At 43.0% G+C, this 21,593-nt stretch carries 21 protein-coding genes; 14 read left to right on the top strand and 7 right to left on the bottom strand.

All coding sequences use genetic code 11. The features are described 5' to 3' along the window. The first annotated feature begins 65 nt into the window (after positions 1-65). From accB to fis, 7 genes are all read left to right on the top strand, one after another. Positions 66-518 carry an acetyl-CoA carboxylase biotin carboxyl carrier protein gene (gene accB, locus G399_RS0102595; protein ID WP_006009380.1) on the top strand — a complete coding sequence of 151 codons (453 nt, stop codon included), beginning with the start codon at positions 66-68 and terminating at the stop codon, positions 516-518. 10 nt (positions 519-528) lie between these two features. Continuing rightward, positions 529-1,872: an acetyl-CoA carboxylase biotin carboxylase subunit gene (accC, locus tag G399_RS0102590; RefSeq protein ID WP_006009379.1), complete on the top strand. Its 1,344-nt coding sequence runs from the start codon at positions 529-531 to the stop codon at positions 1,870-1,872. A 297-nt stretch (positions 1,873-2,169) separates the two neighbouring features. Beyond that, positions 2,170-2,679 carry a hypothetical protein gene (locus G399_RS0102585; protein ID WP_006009378.1) on the top strand — a complete coding sequence of 170 codons (510 nt, stop codon included), beginning with the start codon at positions 2,170-2,172 and terminating at the stop codon, positions 2,677-2,679. Between the two features lie 69 nt (positions 2,680-2,748). Then, entirely contained in the window at positions 2,749-2,931 is a 183-nt protein-coding gene (locus tag G399_RS0102580; RefSeq protein WP_006009377.1) for a DUF6435 family protein, read from the top strand. Between the two features lie 253 nt (positions 2,932-3,184). After that, positions 3,185-4,066: a 50S ribosomal protein L11 methyltransferase gene (gene prmA, locus G399_RS0102575; RefSeq protein WP_006009376.1), complete on the top strand. Its 882-nt coding sequence runs from the start codon at positions 3,185-3,187 to the stop codon at positions 4,064-4,066. Positions 4,067-4,343: 277 nt separating this feature from the next. Continuing rightward, positions 4,344-5,342 (top strand): tRNA dihydrouridine synthase DusB, encoded by a 999-nt coding sequence (gene dusB / locus G399_RS0102570; RefSeq protein ID WP_006009375.1) that lies wholly within the window; start codon positions 4,344-4,346, stop codon positions 5,340-5,342. 31 nt (positions 5,343-5,373) lie between these two features. Then, entirely contained in the window at positions 5,374-5,667 is a 294-nt protein-coding gene (fis, locus tag G399_RS0102565; RefSeq protein WP_006009374.1) for a DNA-binding transcriptional regulator Fis, read from the top strand. 168 nt (positions 5,668-5,835) lie between these two features. Here the strand turns inward: fis and G399_RS0102560 are convergent, their stop codons facing one another. Next, entirely contained in the window at positions 5,836-6,471 is a 636-nt protein-coding gene (locus tag G399_RS0102560; protein ID WP_006009373.1) for a DUF2799 domain-containing protein, read from the bottom strand. 287 nt (positions 6,472-6,758) lie between these two features. On the opposite strand from G399_RS0102560, the gene purH reads away from it, so the two are divergent. The 5 genes from purH (at position 6,759) to envZ (ending at position 13,143) form a co-directional block, all read left to right on the top strand. Then, a complete protein-coding gene (purH, locus tag G399_RS0102555; protein WP_006009372.1) occupies positions 6,759-8,363 on the top strand; it encodes a bifunctional phosphoribosylaminoimidazolecarboxamide formyltransferase/IMP cyclohydrolase in 1,605 nt (534 codons plus the stop codon). 147 nt (positions 8,364-8,510) lie between these two features. Further along, positions 8,511-9,803, top strand: coding sequence for a phosphoribosylamine--glycine ligase (gene purD, locus G399_RS0102550; protein WP_006009371.1), 1,293 nt, complete (start codon positions 8,511-8,513; stop codon positions 9,801-9,803). 64 nt (positions 9,804-9,867) lie between these two features. Next, on the top strand, positions 9,868-10,773 hold the full coding sequence (locus tag G399_RS0102545) for a phosphoribulokinase (RefSeq protein WP_006009370.1): 906 nt from the start codon (positions 9,868-9,870) through the stop codon (positions 10,771-10,773). 343 nt (positions 10,774-11,116) lie between these two features. Continuing rightward, positions 11,117-11,842 carry an osmolarity response regulator transcription factor OmpR gene (ompR, locus tag G399_RS0102535; protein ID WP_006009368.1) on the top strand — a complete coding sequence of 242 codons (726 nt, stop codon included), beginning with the start codon at positions 11,117-11,119 and terminating at the stop codon, positions 11,840-11,842. 5 nt (positions 11,843-11,847) lie between these two features. Then, the gene (envZ, locus tag G399_RS0102530; RefSeq protein ID WP_081585729.1) at positions 11,848-13,143 is read left to right on the top strand and encodes a two-component system sensor histidine kinase EnvZ; all 1,296 of its coding nucleotides are present in this window, start codon (positions 11,848-11,850) and stop codon (positions 13,141-13,143) included. A gap of 212 nt (positions 13,144-13,355) precedes the next feature. On the opposite strand, the gene G399_RS0102525 is transcribed toward envZ, so the two are convergent. From G399_RS0102525 to hslR, 6 genes are all read right to left on the bottom strand, one after another. Beyond that, positions 13,356-14,321, bottom strand: a complete 966-nt coding sequence (locus G399_RS0102525) for a 2-hydroxyacid dehydrogenase (protein ID WP_006009366.1) — start codon at positions 14,319-14,321, stop codon at positions 13,356-13,358. A 4-nt stretch (positions 14,322-14,325) separates the two neighbouring features. Further along, a complete protein-coding gene (locus tag G399_RS20000) occupies positions 14,326-14,799 on the bottom strand; it encodes an RraA family protein (protein WP_081585727.1) in 474 nt (157 codons plus the stop codon). A gap of 46 nt (positions 14,800-14,845) precedes the next feature. After that, positions 14,846-15,541 (bottom strand): alpha/beta fold hydrolase, encoded by a 696-nt coding sequence (locus G399_RS0102515; RefSeq protein WP_026843387.1) that lies wholly within the window; start codon positions 15,539-15,541, stop codon positions 14,846-14,848. Continuing rightward, positions 15,538-16,500, bottom strand: coding sequence for a nuclear transport factor 2 family protein (locus tag G399_RS0102510; protein ID WP_006009363.1), 963 nt, complete (start codon positions 16,498-16,500; stop codon positions 15,538-15,540). The genes G399_RS0102515 and G399_RS0102510 overlap by 4 nt, the downstream gene beginning before the upstream one ends. Before the next feature lie 533 nt (positions 16,501-17,033). After that, positions 17,034-17,930 carry an Hsp33 family molecular chaperone HslO gene (gene hslO / locus G399_RS0102505; protein ID WP_006009362.1) on the bottom strand — a complete coding sequence of 299 codons (897 nt, stop codon included), beginning with the start codon at positions 17,928-17,930 and terminating at the stop codon, positions 17,034-17,036. A gap of 26 nt (positions 17,931-17,956) precedes the next feature. Beyond that, complete coding sequence (gene hslR / locus G399_RS0102500) at positions 17,957-18,409, bottom strand: ribosome-associated heat shock protein Hsp15 (protein ID WP_006009361.1); 453 nt, start codon at positions 18,407-18,409, stop codon at positions 17,957-17,959. A gap of 88 nt (positions 18,410-18,497) precedes the next feature. Between hslR and gspC the strand changes: the two genes are divergently transcribed. Beyond that, on the top strand, positions 18,498-19,496 hold the full coding sequence (gspC, locus tag G399_RS0102495) for a type II secretion system protein GspC (protein ID WP_006009360.1): 999 nt from the start codon (positions 18,498-18,500) through the stop codon (positions 19,494-19,496). Between the two features lie 16 nt (positions 19,497-19,512). Continuing rightward, positions 19,513-21,591, top strand: a complete 2,079-nt coding sequence (gene gspD, locus G399_RS0102490) for a type II secretion system secretin GspD (RefSeq protein WP_006009359.1) — start codon at positions 19,513-19,515, stop codon at positions 21,589-21,591. Positions 21,592-21,593: the final 2 nt, after the last annotated feature.

Raw genomic sequence — 21,593 nt, 5'->3', positions numbered from 1 at the left:
ACTAGCCCAGTTAACACTGACTTCGGGTTTGTCACACAACTATTAATACAAAAAAGAGACAGAGTATGGACATTAGAAAAATAAAAAAACTTATCGAGCTTGTCGAGGAATCAGGCATATCTGAACTTGAAATTACCGAAGGTGAAGAATCGGTACGTATTCACCGCGGCGGTTCTTCTGCGGCTGTTCAATATGCACCACAAATGATGCACGCACCTATGATGCAGCCGCCTCCAGCGATGCCAGCCGCTGCACCAGCCGAAGTCCCAGCCCCAGTGCAAACGGGGCATATTGTTAAATCTCCAATGGTGGGTACTTTCTATCGTTCGTCTTCTCCCGAGTCAAAAACCTTCGTAGAAATTGGTCAAAGCGTTAATGTAGGTGATACTTTATGTATTGTCGAAGCGATGAAAATGATGAACCAAATCGAATCTGATAAAGCAGGTGTGGTCAAAGAAATCCTAGTGGATAACCAAGAACCTGTTGAGTTTGATCAACCTATGTTCGTTATCGAATAAGGCGACAACTATGCTTGATAAAGTACTCATAGCCAATAGAGGTGAAATTGCACTGCGGATATTACGCGCATGCAAAGAACTAGGCATAAAAACTGTGGCAGTACATTCAACTGCTGACCGAAATCTTAAACATGTTTTACTAGCAGACGAATCAATCTGTATTGGTAAGCCAGCAGCCAATGAGAGCTATCTAAATATACCGCGACTCATTGCTGCTGCAGAAGTCACAAACTCAGTTGCCATTCATCCTGGTTACGGATTCTTAGCTGAAAGCGCTGAGTTTGCTGAAGCCGTTGAAAAAAGCGGTTTCGTCTTTATTGGTCCCACAGCTGAAACTATTAGCTTAATGGGCGACAAAGTCTCAGCTATCGCTACCATGCGAAAAGCAGGCGTGCCTTGCGTACCAGGTTCAGATGGCCCATTAAGTGACGATATTGAAAAGAATAAAACAATTGCCAAGCGCATTGGCTATCCAATGATTGTTAAAGCCGCAGGCGGTGGCGGCGGTCGTGGCATGCGTGTTGTACGCAGTGAAGCTGAGCTAGAAGAAGCGATTAGCATGACGAAGGCGGAAGCGGGTGCTGCGTTTAATAATGACGTCGTTTATATGGAAAAATTCTTAGAAAATCCACGTCACATTGAAATTCAAGTGCTGGCGGACGGTCAAGGCAATGCAATTCATTTAGGTGAACGAGATTGTTCAATGCAACGACGTCACCAAAAAGTTGTTGAGGAAGCCCCAGCACCGGGTATTTCTGAGCAAATGCGCGAAAAAATCGGAGAACGTTGCCGTCGAGCTTGTATCGAAATTAACTACCGTGGCGCAGGGACATTTGAGTTTTTATATGAGAATGGTGAATTTTACTTCATTGAAATGAATACACGTATTCAAGTAGAGCACCCAGTATCAGAAATGATCACTGGCGTTGATTTAATCAAAGAACAACTGCGCATTGCGGCAGGGCAACCATTATCAATTGAGCAGTCGCAGATTCAAATTCGCGGTCATGCTATTGAATGCAGAATTAATGCCGAAGACCCACAAACTTTTATACCTTGTGCTGGTAAAATAACCATGTTTCACGCCCCAGGTGGGTTAGGCGTTCGTTGGGAGTCTCATATTTATTCTGGTTACACGGTTCCTCCGTATTACGATTCAATGATAGGTAAGCTGATCACCTACGGTGACACTCGAGACGAGGCTATAGCAAAAATGCGCCATGCCTTACGAGAGTTAGTAGTTGAGGGTATAAAAACTAATGTGCCTCTGCAACAGCTTATCATGGCCGACGAAAACTTCTCTAATGGTGGCACTAACATCCACTACTTGGAAAAAAAGTTGGGTTTGTTTTAAGCTCTGTTGACGAAAGAAGCTCTGTTGACGAAGGACGCTCTGTTGACGAAGGACGCACTGTTGACGCAAGACGCGCTGCATTAACCGCGTAAAAATATCAAACGCCCAGTTCATCGAAAGACTATTGGGCGTTGTTTTATAATGAGGTTCGACTATGCAGGCATTAAACGAATACTGAAGGGGATCCTCTTCGTCCATGATGAATTGACCATCAAGAAGTGAGTCAACAGTGCCCATGATCAATTTAACCTTGCAAGCGTATAAAGCTGATAATAATTTTAGGTAATAGGTAGCAAGATGAATGACAAATCTGATGCGTTTAGGTCTGTAATATCTCATATTAGAAATTCAGGTTTTTACAATGCGCTAAACGCTGATCTTAGCCTCTCAAGTCTTTTTATTTATCGCTACCTGCTCGATCAACCTAATGACATTGTTAACCTTCAGAAAGACATTCAAGACTTACCTTTTTTTCCAGAACGATTGAATGCAAGCTATCAGGACGAATGGATTATTTTTTGTAAAAAGGCAGTCAGTAAACTAGGATTCAAAGATTTGAGTAAACTTAACCTAGCATTTTTAACAGATGAACTGAATGCCCATGATCAGCAACGTTTGATAGATCAGGAATACCCGAGACCAGAGACCTTGATAGCGTTAAAAAAACGTTTTATGTGCATGCAAGAAAGTCAAGAGTTTGAGCAGCAATTTAAACAGCTCTGTCTAGTTGAAAGCCTATTTTCTAATAACGGAGTTGCAATATTAAAAAGCCAACAACAACGAAAAATAGAAGACTTTATTAAATAGTTAAAAAGAAGTGCACCAAAAAACAGCTTGTACGTATATATTTACACACTATAAAATTCAGGAAAAATTATGTTCGGTTTATTCAAATCTAGTCCAACAAAAAAGCTTCGCAAAGCTTACGACATGAAGCTTGAGCAAGCAATGCATGCTCAGCGTAAAGGCGATATCAAAACATATTCTATGTTAACTGCTGAATCAGAGTCCATATGGACCGAAATACAAACCATTGAAGAAAAGGAAAAAAATAAATAAGTATTAGGGCTCTCCCTACTTGCTGATTTTTGCAGCGAATGGCTATTGCATAGTAGCCATTGAGTCCGTTACAGTCTAAGATTCAATCAATCAGCGTACTATTTTTAAAGAAAAAGTCATAATGAAGTATTACCCCGCAGCCCATTTGATGTATATTCCCCCCCCTCGCTAAAACAGTTGGTAATTAACATGCGACAATTCGCAGAAAAAGACCAACAGCGACCGTTTTTGAATGATGAATTAAGGGTAATAAATGGCTTGGCAACAATTAAAAATAAACGTGAAAGCTGAACATGCTGAAGCCGTTGGCGATATGCTAACGGCCAACAAAGCACAGGCTGTCACTTTTGTTGATGCTAAAGACACTCCTATGTACGAACCTAAACCAGGCGAAGTATTACTATGGCCTGACACACAAGTAGTTGGTTTATTTAATGCCAGCGACGACCTGAGCTTAGTGATTAAGCGTTTGCAGAAAGCCAGAGTGCTGGGCAAAGATTTTGTGTATGTTGTCGACCAATTAGAGGACAAAGATTGGGAGCGCGAGTGGATGGTAAATTTCCATCCCATGCAATTTGGTAAACGCTTATGGATCTGTCCAAGTTGGTTAGATGCTCCGGACTCAACTGCCGTTAATATATTACTCGATCCCGGTTTAGCCTTTGGAACCGGCACTCACCCAACCACATCACTATGCTTACAATGGCTCGACCAAGCAGACGTAAAAGACAAAACAGTCGTCGATTTTGGCTGCGGCTCAGGCATCTTAGCCATTGCAGCACTTAAACTGGATGCTGAAAAAGTGATTGGTATTGATATTGACCCGCAAGCATTGCAGGCAACCATGGACAACGCCTCTCGCAACAAGGTAGAGAGTCGACTTTCAGTATTTTTGCCTGCCGACCAGCCAGAATTGAAAGCAGATATAGTGATGGCTAATATTTTGGCCGCTCCATTAAAAGAATTGAGTGCTGTAATATCAAATTATTGTGCCAAAAACGGGCAACTTATTATGTCTGGCATATTGATCGAGCAAGCCGAAGACGTAAAATCACATTATGAAAATCAGTTCACTTTTCAACCAACCGAAATACAGGGCGAATGGGTTCGACTCAGTGCACAAAAGACGTCTTAACTGGTCGTTTAAAACCACTTTTTGATCTATTAAGTACTTGTAATTAAAGGGATGCCTTGAAAAAAAATCAATTTAAAATTCACACTTAACTAATTGACATAAATCAAAATATTTTTTTTGAAGCATGTTATTCGGTTATTAAAAAAAACTTTGTGCTTTTTTTTTGTACAGAAAGTAGTAATATGCGCACATTGTAGCCCAAGGTAGACCAGTTACAATTTTGTGATTCTACGATAGTCGTTTTAATTTAGCATGCGTAGGAAAATAGGAATTCTAATTGAAAATTGGTCCTTACATCTTAGACAACAACTTGATACTTGCTCCAATGGCTGGAGTAACAGATAGGCCTTTTAGGCAGTTGTGTAAAAATATGGGCGCTGGTTTGGTTGTATCTGAAATGCTATCGAGTAATCCGAAAGTGTGGAACACAACTAAATCGCAACTAAGAATGAATCATCAAGGTGAATCGGGTGTACGTTCGGTCCAAATTGCTGGTTCAGAGCCATCATTGATGGCGCAAGCAGCGCAGTTTAATGTCGATAATGGTGCACAAATCATCGATATCAATATGGGCTGCCCGGCTAAGAAAGTGAATAAAAAGTTTGCAGGTTCTGCTTTGCTGCAACAACCCCAATTGGTTGAGGCTATTGTGAAAGCAGTAGTCGACGCAGTAGCAGTTCCGGTTACTTTAAAGATCCGTACAGGGTGGGACACTGATAACAGGAATGGTGTTCAGATTGCTCAAATTGCTGAAGCAAATGGCATTCAATCACTCGCAGTACATGGAAGAACGCGTGCCTGTATGTATAAAGGGAATGCGGAATACGATACGATCAGAAAGATTAAAGAGACTATCAGTATTCCAGTCATCGCTAATGGAGATATAATGTCCGTAGATGACGCGAAAGAAGTTCTTAGATACACCGGGGCAGATGGAATAATGATTGGCAGAGGAGCACAAGGTAACCCTTGGATTTTTCGTCAAATTAGTCATTTTTTGAGTACCGGAGAATATTTATTAGAACCATCAATCGCTGAAAAATTAGACGTGCTTACACAGCACATTCAAAATGTTCAGCAATTTTATGGCGACACGACGGGCGTGCGTATTGCTAGAAAACATGTTGGTTGGTATGTCGATAAATATGATTCTGATAGAACCTTTCGGCGCGCATTTAATGCTATCGAAGAGGGCGAAAGCCAAATTGAAGCATTAGTTGCTTATTTTTCGTCGCTGCCAGAGCTAGACAATTTGTCTGTATCGCCTGCGGCATAGTTTTTACTTAATAAAGAGCAGTAAAAGTATTATGTTCGATCAAAACTTAACTTCACCATTTACAACAACCGTAACTACGCCAACCCAAGCTCAAACTCAAAAGCCTCTTAGAGCGTCAGTTAAGCAAGCGGTTAATAAGTATTTAAAAGAACTAGAAAATCAAGATATCGACAACTTGTATGACTTAGTTCTGGCTGAAATTGAAGCGCCGTTGTTGGAAGAAGTAATGACATACACCCGTGGCAACCAAACAAGAGCAGCAAACTTGATGGGGATCAATCGTGGTACATTACGAAAAAAATTAAAACAGTATGGCATGAATTAATAAAGCTTTGATTGTTGTTTGGCATTATTAGATGCTGTCTTACATTGCCAAAACTCACTCCCAAGTTTTACATTTGTCAATAAAATTAAAGCTGATATGGATTAATCCACATCAGCTTTTTTATTGTCTTAACAAGTTACTCTAGACACCTGCAATTAGCTTTGCGCGTTAAAAATAATTAGCAAACGACTGCTTGACACTTTCGTAGTTGCGGATGGCACGAGAATGCGCATCTTGATATTCGGGAATAAGCTCAATAAGCTCAAGCATAGAGATTTCCAACGAGTCTATTTGCTGCCTAATTTCAAGTCTCTCGGCACGCACCAAACCATCAGCTATCATCAAATTATTTTTATCTAATATCACTTCTTCAAAATTTTCAATTCTTATATAAAGACGCTCTAAAGTTTCATCGGCTGAATCTATGACGCGCTGCGCAGAATAAATTTGCTTGCCATCGGTTAGGCCTCTTAAAAATACAGGCGCTAAATCTTGGGGGCAATTTCGATTATAATTTTGCCCTTTCATTCCAAGGAAAAAACCATTGGTCTGAGTGCAGTACTTTTTAGACCCTTTGTCGTGACCATGCAAATAATCCTCAATATTCGCAGTGATACCATATTTAGCACATTCTTGACGATGTTGCGAGAACTGCGAATCACGAGCACCAGCAGCACCGTCTTCATAGCCAATTGCTTGCCAGTTAGCTGTTTCGCACTGTGCTTGGTTCATATTTGCGCAGCCACTGATGCCAATGATGTTAAGTGTTACAATTGAAATTAACACTGACTTTCTTATGTTCATACGATTATCCTTCGTCATTCGTGGCTGCATCGTTAAATGTATCAGTACGCAAGGCCAAATTAGATTTAGCATTACTTTAAGTACAGTATAACAAGGTGATTACGAAAGAAGGTATAGTATTGTGCAACATCAACCAATATTTTTGATGCTAAAAACAGCAAAATTTAGTATCATCTGCTCCCATCCAGAGACCGTTAAATCCCTCAATTTGTTAGTTGTAAAACGCTGACTTTAGAATCAATAACGTTAAAGCTATTATCATAAAGCGAATAACCGTAGAGAACACAATGCAAAAAGCTAAACCTATCCAACGAGCCTTATTAAGCGTTTCAGACAAAACCGGTATCATCGACTTCGCTTCGGCTTTAGTTGACCTAGGCGTAGAGCTTCTTTCTACTGGCGGCACCGCCAAATTATTGAGAGAAAATGGGATCTATGTCAAAGATGTCTCTGAGCACACTGGGCAAGCAGAAATCATGGATGGTCGCGTCAAAACATTACATCCGAAAATTCATGGCGGTATTTTAGGTCGCCGCGATATTGACCAAAGTGTAATGCAAGAACAAAATATTACGCCTATCGATTTAGTGGTTGTGAACCTTTATCCATTCGCTGCTACTGTGGCAAATCCAGATTGTAGCCTGGCCGACGCTGTTGAAAATATAGATATTGGCGGCCCAACTATGGTGCGTGCTGCAGCTAAAAACCATAATGATGTCACGATCGTGGTGAACGTTAATGATTACACTAAAGTGATGCAAGAAATGCATGACAATCGCGGCAGCGTTACTTTCGCTACGCGTTTTGATTTAGCCATTAAAGCATTCGAACATACTGCTGAATATGACGGCATGATTGCTAACTACTTCGGCGCTAAAATTGAAGAGGTGAGTCAATCATGTGAGGAAGATTGTGGGCATGATCATAGCGAATTTCCGCGCACATTTAATATTCAAATGACCAAAAAGCAAGACTTGCGTTACGGTGAAAATAGCCATCAAGAAGCTGCTTTTTACGTTGAGAACGAAATACAAGAGGCGTCAGTTGCCACGGCAGTGCAATTGCAGGGTAAAGAATTATCCTTTAACAATATTGCCGATACCGATTCAGCACTTGAATGTGTGAAAGAATTTGAAGACCCAGCCTGCGTTATCGTTAAACATGCCAACCCCTGTGGTGTGTCAATTGCTGAGGATATTTATGCAGCATATGACAACGCTTATAAAACAGACCCTACTTCAGCGTTTGGTGGCATTATCGCATTTAACCGTGAGTTGGATGCTAAAACAGCCCAAGCCATTATTGACCGCCAGTTTGTTGAGGTCATCGTTGCCCCTGCCGTAAGCGCTGAAGCGCAAAAAATAATATCGGTAAAACAGAACATACGCTTACTTGTGTGTGGTGAATGGCAGGGTCAATTAACTGAAGGTTATGATTTTAAGCGCGTTAACGGAGGCTTATTGGTACAAGAAAGAGATTTCGGTATGGTCGAAAAAGATGACTTAAGCATAGTCACTGAAATGCAGCCGACTGATAAGCAATTAGACGACTTACTATTTTCTTGGAAAGTCGCGAAATACGTAAAATCAAACGCCATAGTATATTGCCGTGACGGCATGACTATTGGCGTTGGAGCTGGTCAAATGAGCCGTGTATATTCTGCAAAAGTAGCAGGTATTAAAGCGGCTGATGAAGGTTTGCAAGTTGATGGCTGCGTAATGGCCTCAGACGCCTTCTTCCCATTCCGTGATGGTATTGACGCAGCGGCGGCGGCTGGTATTAAAGCGGTTATTCAACCAGGCGGTTCAATGCGTGACAATGAAGTAATTGCAGCAGCCAATGAACACGGTATCGCGATGGTATTCACAGGTATGCGACACTTTAAGCACTAATATATGTCGCGATAATATAGTGTCGCGATAATATACGCATAAGAGAATTGTGCGGCAGCGTTCGAAGTACTGGTTTGGTTTTTATTCTTATTTTTATAAAAAACCAACGAATCCAAGTTAACAAAATTCAGTAAATTGAGAAAGTAAATGAAAGTATTGGTTATTGGTGGTGGTGGCAGAGAGCATGCTTTGGCGTTTAAAGTAGCGGAATCAAAGTTGGTCACCGACGTTTTCGTTGCCCCCGGCAATGCAGGTACAGCACTTGAATCTAAACTGACTAACATTGCGATAGCAGCTGAAGATAACCAAGCACTGTTAGATTTTGCTTTGTCTGAAAAAATAGGGCTTACTATTGTTGGCCCAGAAGCACCGCTAGTTGCTGGTATTGTTGATTTATTTCAAGCGCATGGCCTCGCTATTTTTGGCCCGACAAAAGGAGCTGCTCAGCTAGAAGGCTCAAAAGCATTCACAAAAGACTTTTTAGCTCGGCATAAAATCCCAACCAGCGACTATGCTAACTTTACTGAAATAGAACCTGCTCTTGCTTATGTGCGAGAAAAAGGCGCGCCTATTGTGATTAAGGCAGATGGCTTAGCTGCAGGAAAGGGCGTTATTGTGGCAATGACGTTGTCTCAAGCAGAAGATGCGATTAAAGACATGCTTGCTGGCAACGTGTTTGGCGACGCCGGGAGTCGTGTTGTTGTTGAAGAGTTTTTGGATGGTGAAGAAGCCAGCTTCATTGTGATGGTAGACGGTAAAAACATTCTGCCCTTTGCTACTAGCCAAGATCACAAACGTGCTTACAATCAAGACCAAGGGCCAAACACTGGCGGCATGGGCGCTTATTCACCCGCGCCTGTAGTCACGCCTGAAATTTTTGACCGGGTGATGCAAGAAATTATTGAACCCACTGTTGCGGGCATGGCTGACGAAGGTAATCCTTACTCTGGGTTCCTCTATGCGGGATTGATGATTGATGCTAATGGCACGCCAAAGGTCATAGAATACAACTGCCGTTTTGGTGATCCTGAAACGCAACCGATTATGATGCGCCTGCAATCTGACCTGGTGCAACTGTGCATGTTAGCTTGCAAGCAACAACTCGATACAGCACAAATTGACTTTGATGAGCGCGCTGCGGTTGGCGTGGTACTTGCTGCAGCGGGCTACCCCGGTGCGTATCCAAAAGATGACGAGATACATGGCTTAGAAGACGCCGCAGCATTGCCAGGTAAGGTATTCCATGCAGGCACCAAAATAGATGGTGATAAAATTGTGACCAATGGCGGTCGCGTTTTATGTGCAACCGGTTTGGGCAAAACAGTTACCGAAGCTCAGCAAAATGCATACGCCTTAGTTGATGCAATCGACTGGCAAGGTGTCATGTTTAGAACCGATATTGCGTACCGTGCAATTGCGCGTGAAAACAACGAGAACTGAAAAACACCTTGACTCCTGTTCAGGGTTGCTTATAACTAGGGTAATTCAATTACCCTAGAAGCCTATGTCATTAAAACATCCTATTATTGCAATAACCGGCTCATCCGGTGCTGGCACGACCACAACGACTAATGCTATAAGGCATATATTTCGAAACCTGAAGGTGAATTCAGCCTCTGTTGGCGGCGATAGCTTTCATCGTTTCACGCGTCCTGAAATGGAAGTTGAGATCCGAAAGGCACAGGAACAAGGTCGGCATATTAGCTATTTTGGCCCACACGCTAACGATTTCGAATTACTGAGTAAGTTGTTTGTAGAATACGGCGAAACGGGCAAAGGCCAGCACAGGCAGTATCTGCATAGCTTTGATGAAGCGGTGCCGTTCAACCAAATGCCCGGCACTTTTACACCTTGGCAAGACTTGCCTGAAAATACCGATTTATTATTCTATGAGGGCTTACACGGTGGCGTTAAGACCGACGAGGTTGATGTCGCCTCTCGCGTCGACTTATTAGTCGGCATGGTACCTATCGTAAACTTAGAGTGGATCCAAAAAATCGTACGTGATACCACCGACAGAGGGCATTCTCGCGACGCCGTCATGAGTAGCATTGTGCGTAGTCTGGACGATTACTTTCATTACATTACGCCGCAGTTTTCGCGTACCCATGTTAACTTTCAGCGAGTGCCTACGGTTGATACGTCGAACCCATTTAGTGCGCGCGAAATTCCGACTCAAGATGAAAGTTTTGTGGTCGTACGTTTTCGTCGTGAAATGAAAAGTGTTGACTACCCTTATCTCCTCAAAATGATCGACGGTGCATTTATGTCACGCATCAATACGATTGTTGTGCCTGGTGGCAAGATGGGCTTAGCTATGGAGTTAATTCTAACACCGTTAATTGAAGAGTTACTCGACCAAAAACGCCGAGCTGGTTACCAGATGGATTGGTTAGCAGAAAATAAATAGACTAATGTCTGGAGTGATGAATAAATTCCTCATTCGGACAATAAGTTAGCGCAAAATTTGAGCTTTTTCTAGCATTAAGTATTGTATAAAAATAGCAAAATGCTATCTTGTGGATGTAGTGAAGAAAAACAGCTAATTCGTTGATTGCGTGGATTAGTTGTACCGCCGTTTATCGGCGGTTTTTTTTGATTAAAATTCAGTCGTTGCATTATTTCGCTTGCACCAAGCAGGTATATATTGATATCTGAAATCATTTGTAACAATCATCACCCTATCGCCTCTTTCGACTTTGTCATTGATGGCATATAGTATGGGTTATTAAATAAAGAGTTGAGTAATAGCCATGGGTCAGGAAACCTCGAAGATTTTAGTTGTTGATGATGACATGCGTTTACGCTCTTTATTAGAGAGATACCTAGTTGAGCAAGGCTACCAAGTACGCACTGCTGCTAATAGTGAACAAATGGATAGATTGTTAGAACGCGAAAATTTCCATTTGATGGTTCTAGACCTAATGCTACCGGATGAAGACGGTTTGTCTATTTGCAGACGTTTACGTCAACAAGAAAATCAAATCCCGATCATTATGCTAACTGCAAAAGGTGATGAAGTAGATCGCATCATCGGTCTTGAAATGGGCGCAGATGACTATCTACCAAAACCGTTTAACCCCAGAGAGTTGCTTGCCAGAGCAAAAGCGGTTTTGCGGCGTAAAACGACCGAAGCGCCCGGAGCACCGTCGCAGTCCGAGCAAGTCGTTAGCTTTGGTAGTTACAAACTCAATTTAGCCACCCGCGAAATGTCAGATAATGGTAAACCGCTGACACTCACAAGTGGTGAATTTGCCGTTTTAAAATCGCTAGTAACACATGCTCGCGAGCCACTTTCACGCGACAAATTAATGAATTTAGCCCGCGGCAGAGATTACAGCGCATTGGAAAGAAGCATCGACGTACAAGTATCTCGACTGCGCAGAATGCTTGAAGAAGACCCGACTAACCCACGCTACATACAAACAGTCTGGGGCTTAGGTTATGTATTTGTTCCCGACGGTGCAGTAGACGTTTAATCCACGTGCGATTCCTTCCTAAGAGCACCTTTGGGCAAACAGTTATGTTGATTGCAGGTTTATTGCTAATCAACCAAATCGTTACCTACATATCCGTCATCAATTATTTTATTCGCCCCAGCTACCAGCAAATAAACGCCTTAGTTGCCACCCAAGTTGAACAGATATTTTTACAGGGCCTCAATTCCCCAGATAATCCCCTGCATGAAGAATTTATGGAGACCACTGGCACGCGCTTTCATACAACAGAAACGGCTATGCATGCTGGATTGCGAGACGCTACTTATTACAGCTTTATGTCTGATGAAATTTCACAGCGTCTTGGTGGTGAAACCGATGTTAGAACCACCGGTGGCGTTAATTATTTAATTTGGATACGTCCACCGCAAGACCCCAATATTTGGATTTCAATTCCAATGCAAGGATTGGAAGAAAGCGACTTTTCACCACTTACCATCTACCTCATTGTTATCAGTATTTTAAGTGTTGCTGGCGGTTGGTTATTCGTAAGGCGATTAAATAGGCCCTTGCAAGCACTGCAGAAAGCCGCACGTAAAGTGGGTAAAGGGCAGTTCCCCGACCCGTTGCCGCTTGAAGGTAGTAGTGAAATGGTTGCAGTAAGCAATGCCTTTAATAAGATGTCACAAGGCATTCATCAACTAGAAAGCGATCGCGTATTGATGACAGCTGGTATATCACACGACTTACGAACGCCGTTAACTCGGATCCGGTTGGCCAGTGAAATGTTGCCCGACGATCAGGATTGGGTGAAAGACGGTATTGAGCATGATATTGAAGACATGAATGCGATTATCGACCAATTTATTGACTATGCGCGGCAAGACCAACAAGAAGCATCTGAAAACGTCGACTTAAACCGCCTCATAAAAGAACTCATTGAAGGTCGATTGCTAGAATCTGGACATAATATTGAACTACAAATAACACAGTTACCAAATGCAAAATTACGCGTTATTGGCATAAAGCGCGTGCTCGATAATTTGATTGAAAACGCCTTTCGATACGGTAGCAAGAACATTTGTATTATCACTAAAGTTGATCATCAATCCAAATCCTTGATTTGCAATATACGTGACTATGGCAAAGGCATTCCTGAATCTGACATTCCCATGCTGTTCGCGCCATTCGCACAGGGCGACAAAGCACGCGGTTCAGTTGGATCAGGACTCGGCCTCGCGATAACCAAACGCATTGTCGAAAGCCACGGCGGTAAAATGCTATTCACAAATCACGCGTCTGGTGGCCTTTCTGCTGGCTTTAGCCTTCCCTATAGCAGCTAACTCACTTTTATGTTGCTGGCTTAAGCTTTTGCGCTGTCATAAAAATAAGAACAACGATAAGAACGACAAGAAGAGCAACAAAAAGAACAAAAAAAAGGCCCATCAGAATACCAACAACGCCATCATGAGAAACTCGCTTTAAGTTATTTTTACAAGATAAATATATCTACCGAGTTTTACTACAGAACAAGTGCAGTTCACTCTAAAAACGGTTATACGACTCTGTTGGGCAATGATGTGTTCGAAAAGAAAGCATCCAAATTGTCAGCCGCAACCATTCCCATCGCGGTACGAACTTCTTCGGTTGCAGAACCAACATGTGGCAAAAGCGTAACATTATCTAAAATGCGCAGTTCGTTAGGTACCACAGGTTCATCCAAGTAAACATCAAGGCCCGCGCCTGCGATTCGATTTTCGACCAGTGCTGCTACTAATGCTGCTTGATCAATACTGTCGCCTCGAGCTGTGTTTATCAAATAAGCTGTGGGTTTAAGTAGCGCAATATGTTTTGCCGTCACCGTAGGGGATGACCTACTGCCAGGCACATGCACCGACACTACATCAGCCGACGCCATAATTTGATCAATTGTATCTACTTGCGTTGCCTCGAAATCGAGTTTCGTAATGGGTGAACGATTATAAAAGACGACCTTCATTCCTAAAGCAAATAATGCACGGCGCGCCGTCGCTTGACCTATACGCCCCATACCGATAATACCAATAACTTTGCCCTGCATGCTTCTACCTAAACCGTCTATAAGCGAAAATCCCTCCCATCGACCTTCGCGCAACTTGCGCTCTGCAGCATAGGCGCGGCGTGTCACGCTCAGTATCAATAGCAACGCTATATCTGCTGTTGCGTCGGTCAGAACATCGGGTGTATTCGAAACCGTAATGCCTTCGTCACCTGCCGTTTTAGTATCGATGTTGTTATAGCCAACGCCAACGTTAGCAATAAGTTGAACTTGACGTTCACCGACCTTCAGCACACTTGCATCGAGCGGATCGCTGACTGTTGACACCAAAGCATCAAAATTCGACATCGCGACTGACAACTCTGCTTTGCTCATAGCTTGGTCAGTCGTATTAAGCGTTACTGCATACGTTAAACGCAAACGATCTTCCACCACCGTTGGCAGTTTACGAGTAACTAACACCTTTGGACGTGTGCTGTGCATATCCTCAGGTCCTTTGTGTTTCAAACTTAGCCCAAGCCGATTCAAGTTTTTCAATATTAAAGTCTTTTTGACGGGCTGGCTCGAGCACGATAGCTTCGTTGAAAACAACAGTTTCTATTGCCGCTTTGAGATGTGGGATCACGTCACTGGGGATCACTAGGGCACCATGACGATCGGCATGAATTAATTCACCTTGTGCCACAGTGAGACCAAATATATTAACGACTGTTCCGATTTCTAGCACATGAACGAAACCATGACTCACCCCTATTGATCCTGCCAATACTGGAAATCCGTCATCGATCACGTCAAGATCGCGCATTACGCCATTAGTAATGGCACCTTTGAGGCCTAAACCTTTATGCACGGCGACGTTCACCTCACCCCACCAACCGGCGATACAACTGGGATAGTCCGTATCTTGGATAACAGCCGCCGATGGACTCGGTCCAGCAGCCATCGATCTAAAATAATCCATTCTGCGCGAACGGATCACTGATGAAGGGTCATTAAATCATCGGGTACTAAGTGTTCAGCCATAATTTAATTTCTTTGTTGGTTAATTCGGATTGTTCCAATACTGGCAGATGACCAGCACCGGAAATGACGGCGAGGCGTGCCCCCGGAATCAAATCGCACATCATCACATGCCTTTCGAGCGGGCATACAGTATCCTGTTCACCACAAAGGATTAGCGTTGGCATATCGATTCCTCGCAAGGTATCGCACTGATCTGGTCGTTGCTGCAGGGCTCTGGATTGTTGCGTAAAAACGTCCTCGCCCAGTGCTTCAGCCATTTCCATACATAAATTGAGCAAATGTGCATTTTTTGAGCTATCAGCTAAGTAGTTCGGTAACATCTCGTCGCGCATTACCAATCTCAAGCCATTATTACGAACGCGATCTATTTGCGCGTCACGCTCCGTTGCGCGGGTCGCTCGCTCAGCCAAAGGATTGGTGTCCATTAAAGCTAAGCGCGAAACGCGTTCCGGTGCCTGACGGACAATTTCCATCGCGATAATGCCACCCATCGACAGACCCGCAAGCGCAAATCGGGGCGGCGCATGAGCGAGAATATCTTTAGACAGCGCTGCAAATGTTGATTGCCCGGTCAGAGCGGGGATCATTACAGGATAGTCTGCAGAAAACTCACTTATCTGTGCAGCGAATAATCGTGCGTCACACATCATTCCCGGTAGAAGAAGAAGTGGCTCGTTCACCCCTGTTCTCTGGTTTGCAGCAATATTTGTTTCCAGATAGCGATATCATCAATCAAGGTTGTTTCTCGACGCAGACCCCATGGCCCAAATTCAGCATGGCTGACTCCCATAACATGCACCTCTGCGCCAGTTGGCGCTCCATAGCGACCATAACCCTCATGTTTTCCCGTCAAGGACCAACGGATTGCACTGCGCGGACTTAGCATTTGGTCGTGGCGACCAATTTGGTGTTCAATTTTAAAGATCGCTGAAGGAAGTGCGCTGCGTAAACCAATATAAAATTCTTTAGCAGCAGAAGTACCATGTGCCTCCACGCCGCAAGGTAAAGCCAGATGACAAGCGCGATCATAGGTGTTTTCGATAATCGAAAATTCAGCATTCATGACCTGTTTTAATATCTCGGCATGTTTTTGTCCCCATTCATTGTCGTTGCCGGCACTGGTATAGGGTCCAACAACGTCGGAGTTTGGTGTCAATGGTAATGCTAGATCCCCTGAATCAATCTGAGCTTGGGCTGCTATTTGGGGAGTCTGCCCTAATTGTGTGGCGATCGCCCCATTATCACGTATCAACCATTCATCCCATACCCTATTCTGGAGACAGAATGTGTCGGCAATGGTACGAAAAGTAACAGGGCGTCCGGTTGCTGGGCCGAAGGAACCGCCGCAGTGTGTTGCCGTTGATACAATCCGATGAGACGATAGAAAACCTGACTGGTCATCGCCGCACCAAATCACATCTTCACCTAGCAATTGACGGTCTGGAAACTCACTGAGCGCTGCCATAGTGTTTGCTTTTCCTGCAGCACTGCCATGGTTTATGCCTGCTGGAGTTCTTACCATAAGATTTTCACCATAGTGCCAATCAAGCGCAGCTATATCACGACCTTCCCAGATCTGAGCAGTGCACTTGAGGATGTAGTCCGGTAAGTCTGTAAAACGAGGGTTAAAGCCTTTCACAAAGTCACCCGTTCGGAGTTCAAAAGACGGGTGGTTTTGTCATTACAATCCACATTGTGGTTGCTAGCATAGTCTTCTTTGGGCAGTGATTGTATTGAGGGAATTCGAAAGCCACTAAATTCGCATTTCATGTTTTTCTCTTCTATTATCTAATTGCAAGAATGAGTTCAACTATTTATGTTCTGATAAATATCCTTTAACTCAGACTGAGTAAAATCAGGCGGCCCATCATTAAGCTAACATCTTACTTCTTCTAGAATTTTTAAATCATTATATTAACAATATTGAACCAAGGATAATTATGGTACATTTTGACTTCGAATGCAATGCCGTGTAAATCAAAACAATATTGTTATATACCACTCTGATATATAACAATAATATTTATATTTTACATCTTAAAAACTTGAAATATTATTTGTGTTTCGACATGATTTTAACTTACGTGAATGAAGTTAAATAAGCACAAAATCTGCACCTAATTAATGCAGCAGGGGCGATATTTATTCAACTGAATATGACGCCACCGGCAATTAGTGCCTTTGTTCGTCAACCACCACGTTGTCGGCATGTATATTTTCAACATCAATCGCATCAAAACGATATTCTTGATGACAAAACTGGCAATTCATCACAACAGCACCTTCCTCAGCTACAATCTCAAGCAAATCAGCTTTAGACACATTTTGTAATGCAATGGCACTGCGCTCTTTTGAGCAATCACAACTAAAAGTAACCGGCTGAGAGTCGAACAGACGTATTTTTTCTTCGTGATACAAGCGATGCAAAATATCTTCCGTTGGCAAGCTAAATAATTCTTCAATTTTTAGCGTGTTCATCATGTGACCTAAATGTTCAAAATCAGGGTTTTCGCCGGCTTGAGATGTTTCACTACTTTCAGGAACCACTTGCAACAACATACCACCGGCAACAGCGCCGTTGTCATCACGTTGCGTGAACAAACTCACCTTTGTTAGTAACTGTTCAGATTGCAAAAAATAGTCTTCTAAGCATTCGGCCAATGTCGGCTTGTCCAGCGCTACAATACCCTGATAACGTTCACCATCTTTAGGTGCTAATGTAATAGCCAAATAGCCTTTTTTAAATAACTCGGCAAAACAAGAGGGCAACTTAAATTGTTCGTTCCAGCGCGCAACACCGCGTAACTTTTGGTCATGTGTGCCATTAATAACCACATATTTAACCAAGCCTTCGCTTTGAATTTGCAGGGACACTTCGCCTTCAAATTTCAGTGTTGCGGTTAACAAACAGGCAGCCGCCATTAGCTCACCCAAAAGATCTTGAATAATAGCGGGATAATGATAAGAGTCTAAAATACCCTGATAACTATCACACAATTTGACTAATTCGCCGCGCACATTGCGATCTTCAAATAAGAATCTATCTAACTGGTCTTGCTTAACTGTCATAAATCTCTACTTAAGTCATAAACTATCTACTGATGTTTAAATTGAATAATTTGTCGACGCTGCTTCTTATCCGGTCGACCGTCTGGTCTTGGGCTATGAAAAATGCTTAATTTTCTGGCCACTGCATTCTTTTCACGAAGTGCAATACTCTCTGCTGTCTCCTCATACAGCAATTGCGCCAATTGTGCGCTTCTACGTTGCCCGATAACCTCTTTGACTATTACTATTTTTTGATCAAAACCGGCTGGAATTTGAATTGTCGCGTCCAACTCAACCAACTTGCTGGATTTACAACGCTGTTTATTATACTGAACCTTGCCCGATTGCACTAATTCTCTGGCAATCGCACGTGTTTTACAGAACCGTGCAGCCCATAACCATTTATCAATTCGCACATTTTTTGCGTCTTGATCCGCCTTAGCTATATTATTTTGGCTGGCGTTTTTTTTGTTTGTATTTGCACTATTTTGTTTTTTCATTGTCTTTTAGCTATCACCAGTTATTTTTAAGTGTAAAAAATTGTATCTCTTATGAGCTTAGCTATTGTTCAGGTCCTTATGACTAGATATGATGCACACAGCTACAGTTCATAATATTAATATTACAGAGAAAATGACAGTAACCAATTTATCATTGCAACCTGCTTTACGAATGTATAGTCAGCACCAAAACAAAATCATACTTTTGATTGTTGTGCTGCTCTCGCTATATCTTATCGCATTCGCAGCCGAACTAACTTGGCGACTTGTCCCGCAGCCTGAATCGTCGCAATCGAGGCTGCTCAACAATTCTAACACTTCGACGGCCCAATCCGCATCTCGTTTGGATATATCGCCACTGACTAAATTGAATTTATTTGGCAACCCTGATGCAAAACCGATTGTCACTGCGTTAGCTGAGATCACCGATGCACCCGAAACTAAATTAAACCTCACACTGACTGGCGTAGTTTCCAGTACTGACCCAAAAGTGGGGGCAGCCGTTGTAGAAAACAATGGGAAACAAAATACTTATGGCGTGGGTGATAAGATTGATGGCACCAATGCCACGTTAGACCAACTGTATATTGACCGCGTAATTATCAAAAACGGCTTGGCTCGCGAAACACTGATGCTAGACGGCATTGATTTTAATGAAGCAAATCAAATTAGGCAACAAGGGTACCCTCAACAGGCGCAAGAATTTGAGACCCCACAAGGCCCTGTTGAATTTCAAATGCCGGACAGTGATCCAGATCAGTCTTCCGCTAGCGTTAGGGAAATGCGCGAGCAAATTAATCAGTCGCCAACCAGCTTCACCGACTTTATTGCCATCAAACCTCATGCACCGAATGGAGCGTTAATTGGCTATCAAGTGTCACCCGGCAAACAAGCTGAATTTTTCAGTAATGTCGGATTGCGCTCAGGTGATGTTATTACCCAAATCAATGGATTGGATTTATCTGATCCAGCACAATCACTAGAAGCAATAAACGTTCTTAGAGAAGCACAATTTCTGCAGATGGAAGTGCTAAGGGGCGATGAGGCTTTGTCACTTGATATCGACATTCCGTCGTCTGAAGAATAATTAAAAAGGTCGTATTATGAGGCAGGACAGCCAAAGAACCACCAGCATTCGTCAATTCTTAAAGATGACGACAATTGCTGCAAGTATAGCAGCGACCTTGTTCGTTGCCGGTAATGCTTACGCAACGAAATATAGTCCGAATTTTAAAAATACCGAAATTACTGAGTTTATTAATATTGTCGGTAAAAACCTGCAACGGACGATTATCGTCGACCCTAATGTGCGCGGTAAAATAACCGTTCGTAGCTACGACTTATTGACGGAAGAACAATACTATCAATTTTTCATGAACGTGCTGCAAGTATATGACTTCGCGGTTGTTGAGATGCCAAGTGGTATACTCAAAATAGTCCGTTCAAAAGACGCCAAAACATCAAATATCCCCGTCGTCGATGGCGATCTTCTGAAGGGCGATGAAATGATTACCCGAGTGCTTCCAGTATACAATGTGCCCGTACGTGAACTGGCACCTATTCTTCGTCAATTGAATGACCAAGCCGGTGGCGGTAACGTGGTGAGCCATGACCCATCAAATGTAATGATGCTAACTGGACGCGCGGCGGTGGTAAACCGCTTAGTAAAAATTATCGAAAGCGTTGACCGCGCTGGTGATGAAGAAGTAGAGGTCATCAAACTTAAATATGCGTCTGCGACCGAAATGGTGCGTATCATTGAAAGTATTAATAAATCGCAAGGTAAGTCAGCCGGTGGAGTGGGTAAATCAGACCCTCGTGTGGTCGCAGATGACCGCACAAACAGCATCATTGTCAGCGGCGATATAAAAGCGCGTCAGCGCTTAATTAACCTTGTTAGTCGCATGGATCAAGAATTGGAAACCAACGGCAATACGCGTGTGATTAGCTTAAATTACGCCAAAGCTGAAGACTTAGTCAACGTATTACAAGGCGTCAGCGCTGGTATTCAGGCCGATAACCAAGGTGGTAGCACAACCCAGCGTCGCGGTGGCAATAGCAATCGTGATATCAGTATCGATTCGCATGAAGACTCTAACTCATTGGTGATCACTGCTGAGCCCGACATGATGCGCTCACTTGAAGACGTTATACGCAGACTCGATGTACGTCGTGCACAAGTGCAAGTTGAAGCGATTATCGTTGAAGTATTCGAAGGCGACGGCACTACATTAGGTGTACAGTGGGTATCAGAAGAAGGCGGAGGTACACAATTTACGAATGGTGTCATTGGTGTTGGTTCACTCGGCGTTGCTTTGCGTGAAGCAGAAAGTACTGAAGTGAAAGGCTTTACGACTAATTCAAATGCTGACACAGTGGCAACAACCACTACTGTAGAAGGTAACTATGCGCCACTTGCTGCCTTACTTGGCGGTGCTAATGGTTTGCTTGCTGGCGTTGTCAACAATGGTTGGGGCGCCGTTGTGCAAGCGGTCAGCACAGACACCAATTCTAATATCCTAGCAACACCGCACTTAACCACGATGGATAACGAGGAGGCCTTTTTTATAGTCGGCCAAGAAGTGCCAATCATTACTGGCTCTGCTACCGGCTCGAATAACGCTAACCCATTCCAACAAGTTACGCGTCAAGATGTTGGTATTAAACTCAAAGTGACGCCGCAAATTAACGAAGGTGACGCTATTCAATTGCAAATAGAACAAGAAGTATCCAGTGTATCTGGTGCAACCTCGGTTGATATTTCAATTAATAAGCGTGAAATCAAAACCACGGTTATTGTGGATGATGGCGGTACAATTGTGTTGGGCGGCCTAATTGATGAGGACGTTCAAGAAAGTATTTCTAAAGTGCCTTTACTAGGCGATATACCCATTCTTGGCCACTTATTTAAGTCAACAACAGTGAGCAAGCGCAAACGTAATTTGATGGTATTTATTCGTCCTACCATCATACGAGACGGTATCACCTCAAATAAAATTAGCTTACAAAAGTATAATTATATTCGTGCAGAGCAGTTAAAACGTCAATCTGAAGGTGTACCATTAATGCCATTCACCGAAGGGCCTGCGTTACCTGCATGGGATGACTCGATGACTTTACCGCCTTCTTTTGATACTTACTTGCGAGACGAAGAAAAGAAAGCCAAACAAGGTAACGATTAGCG

It is taken from the genome of Brumicola pallidula DSM 14239 = ACAM 615 (assembly GCF_000428905.1).
GTDB lineage: Bacteria > Pseudomonadota > Gammaproteobacteria > Enterobacterales > Alteromonadaceae > Glaciecola > Glaciecola pallidula.
The sequence above is the reverse complement of the archived record's forward strand: the minus strand, read 5'-3'. Positions and strand labels throughout refer to the sequence as shown.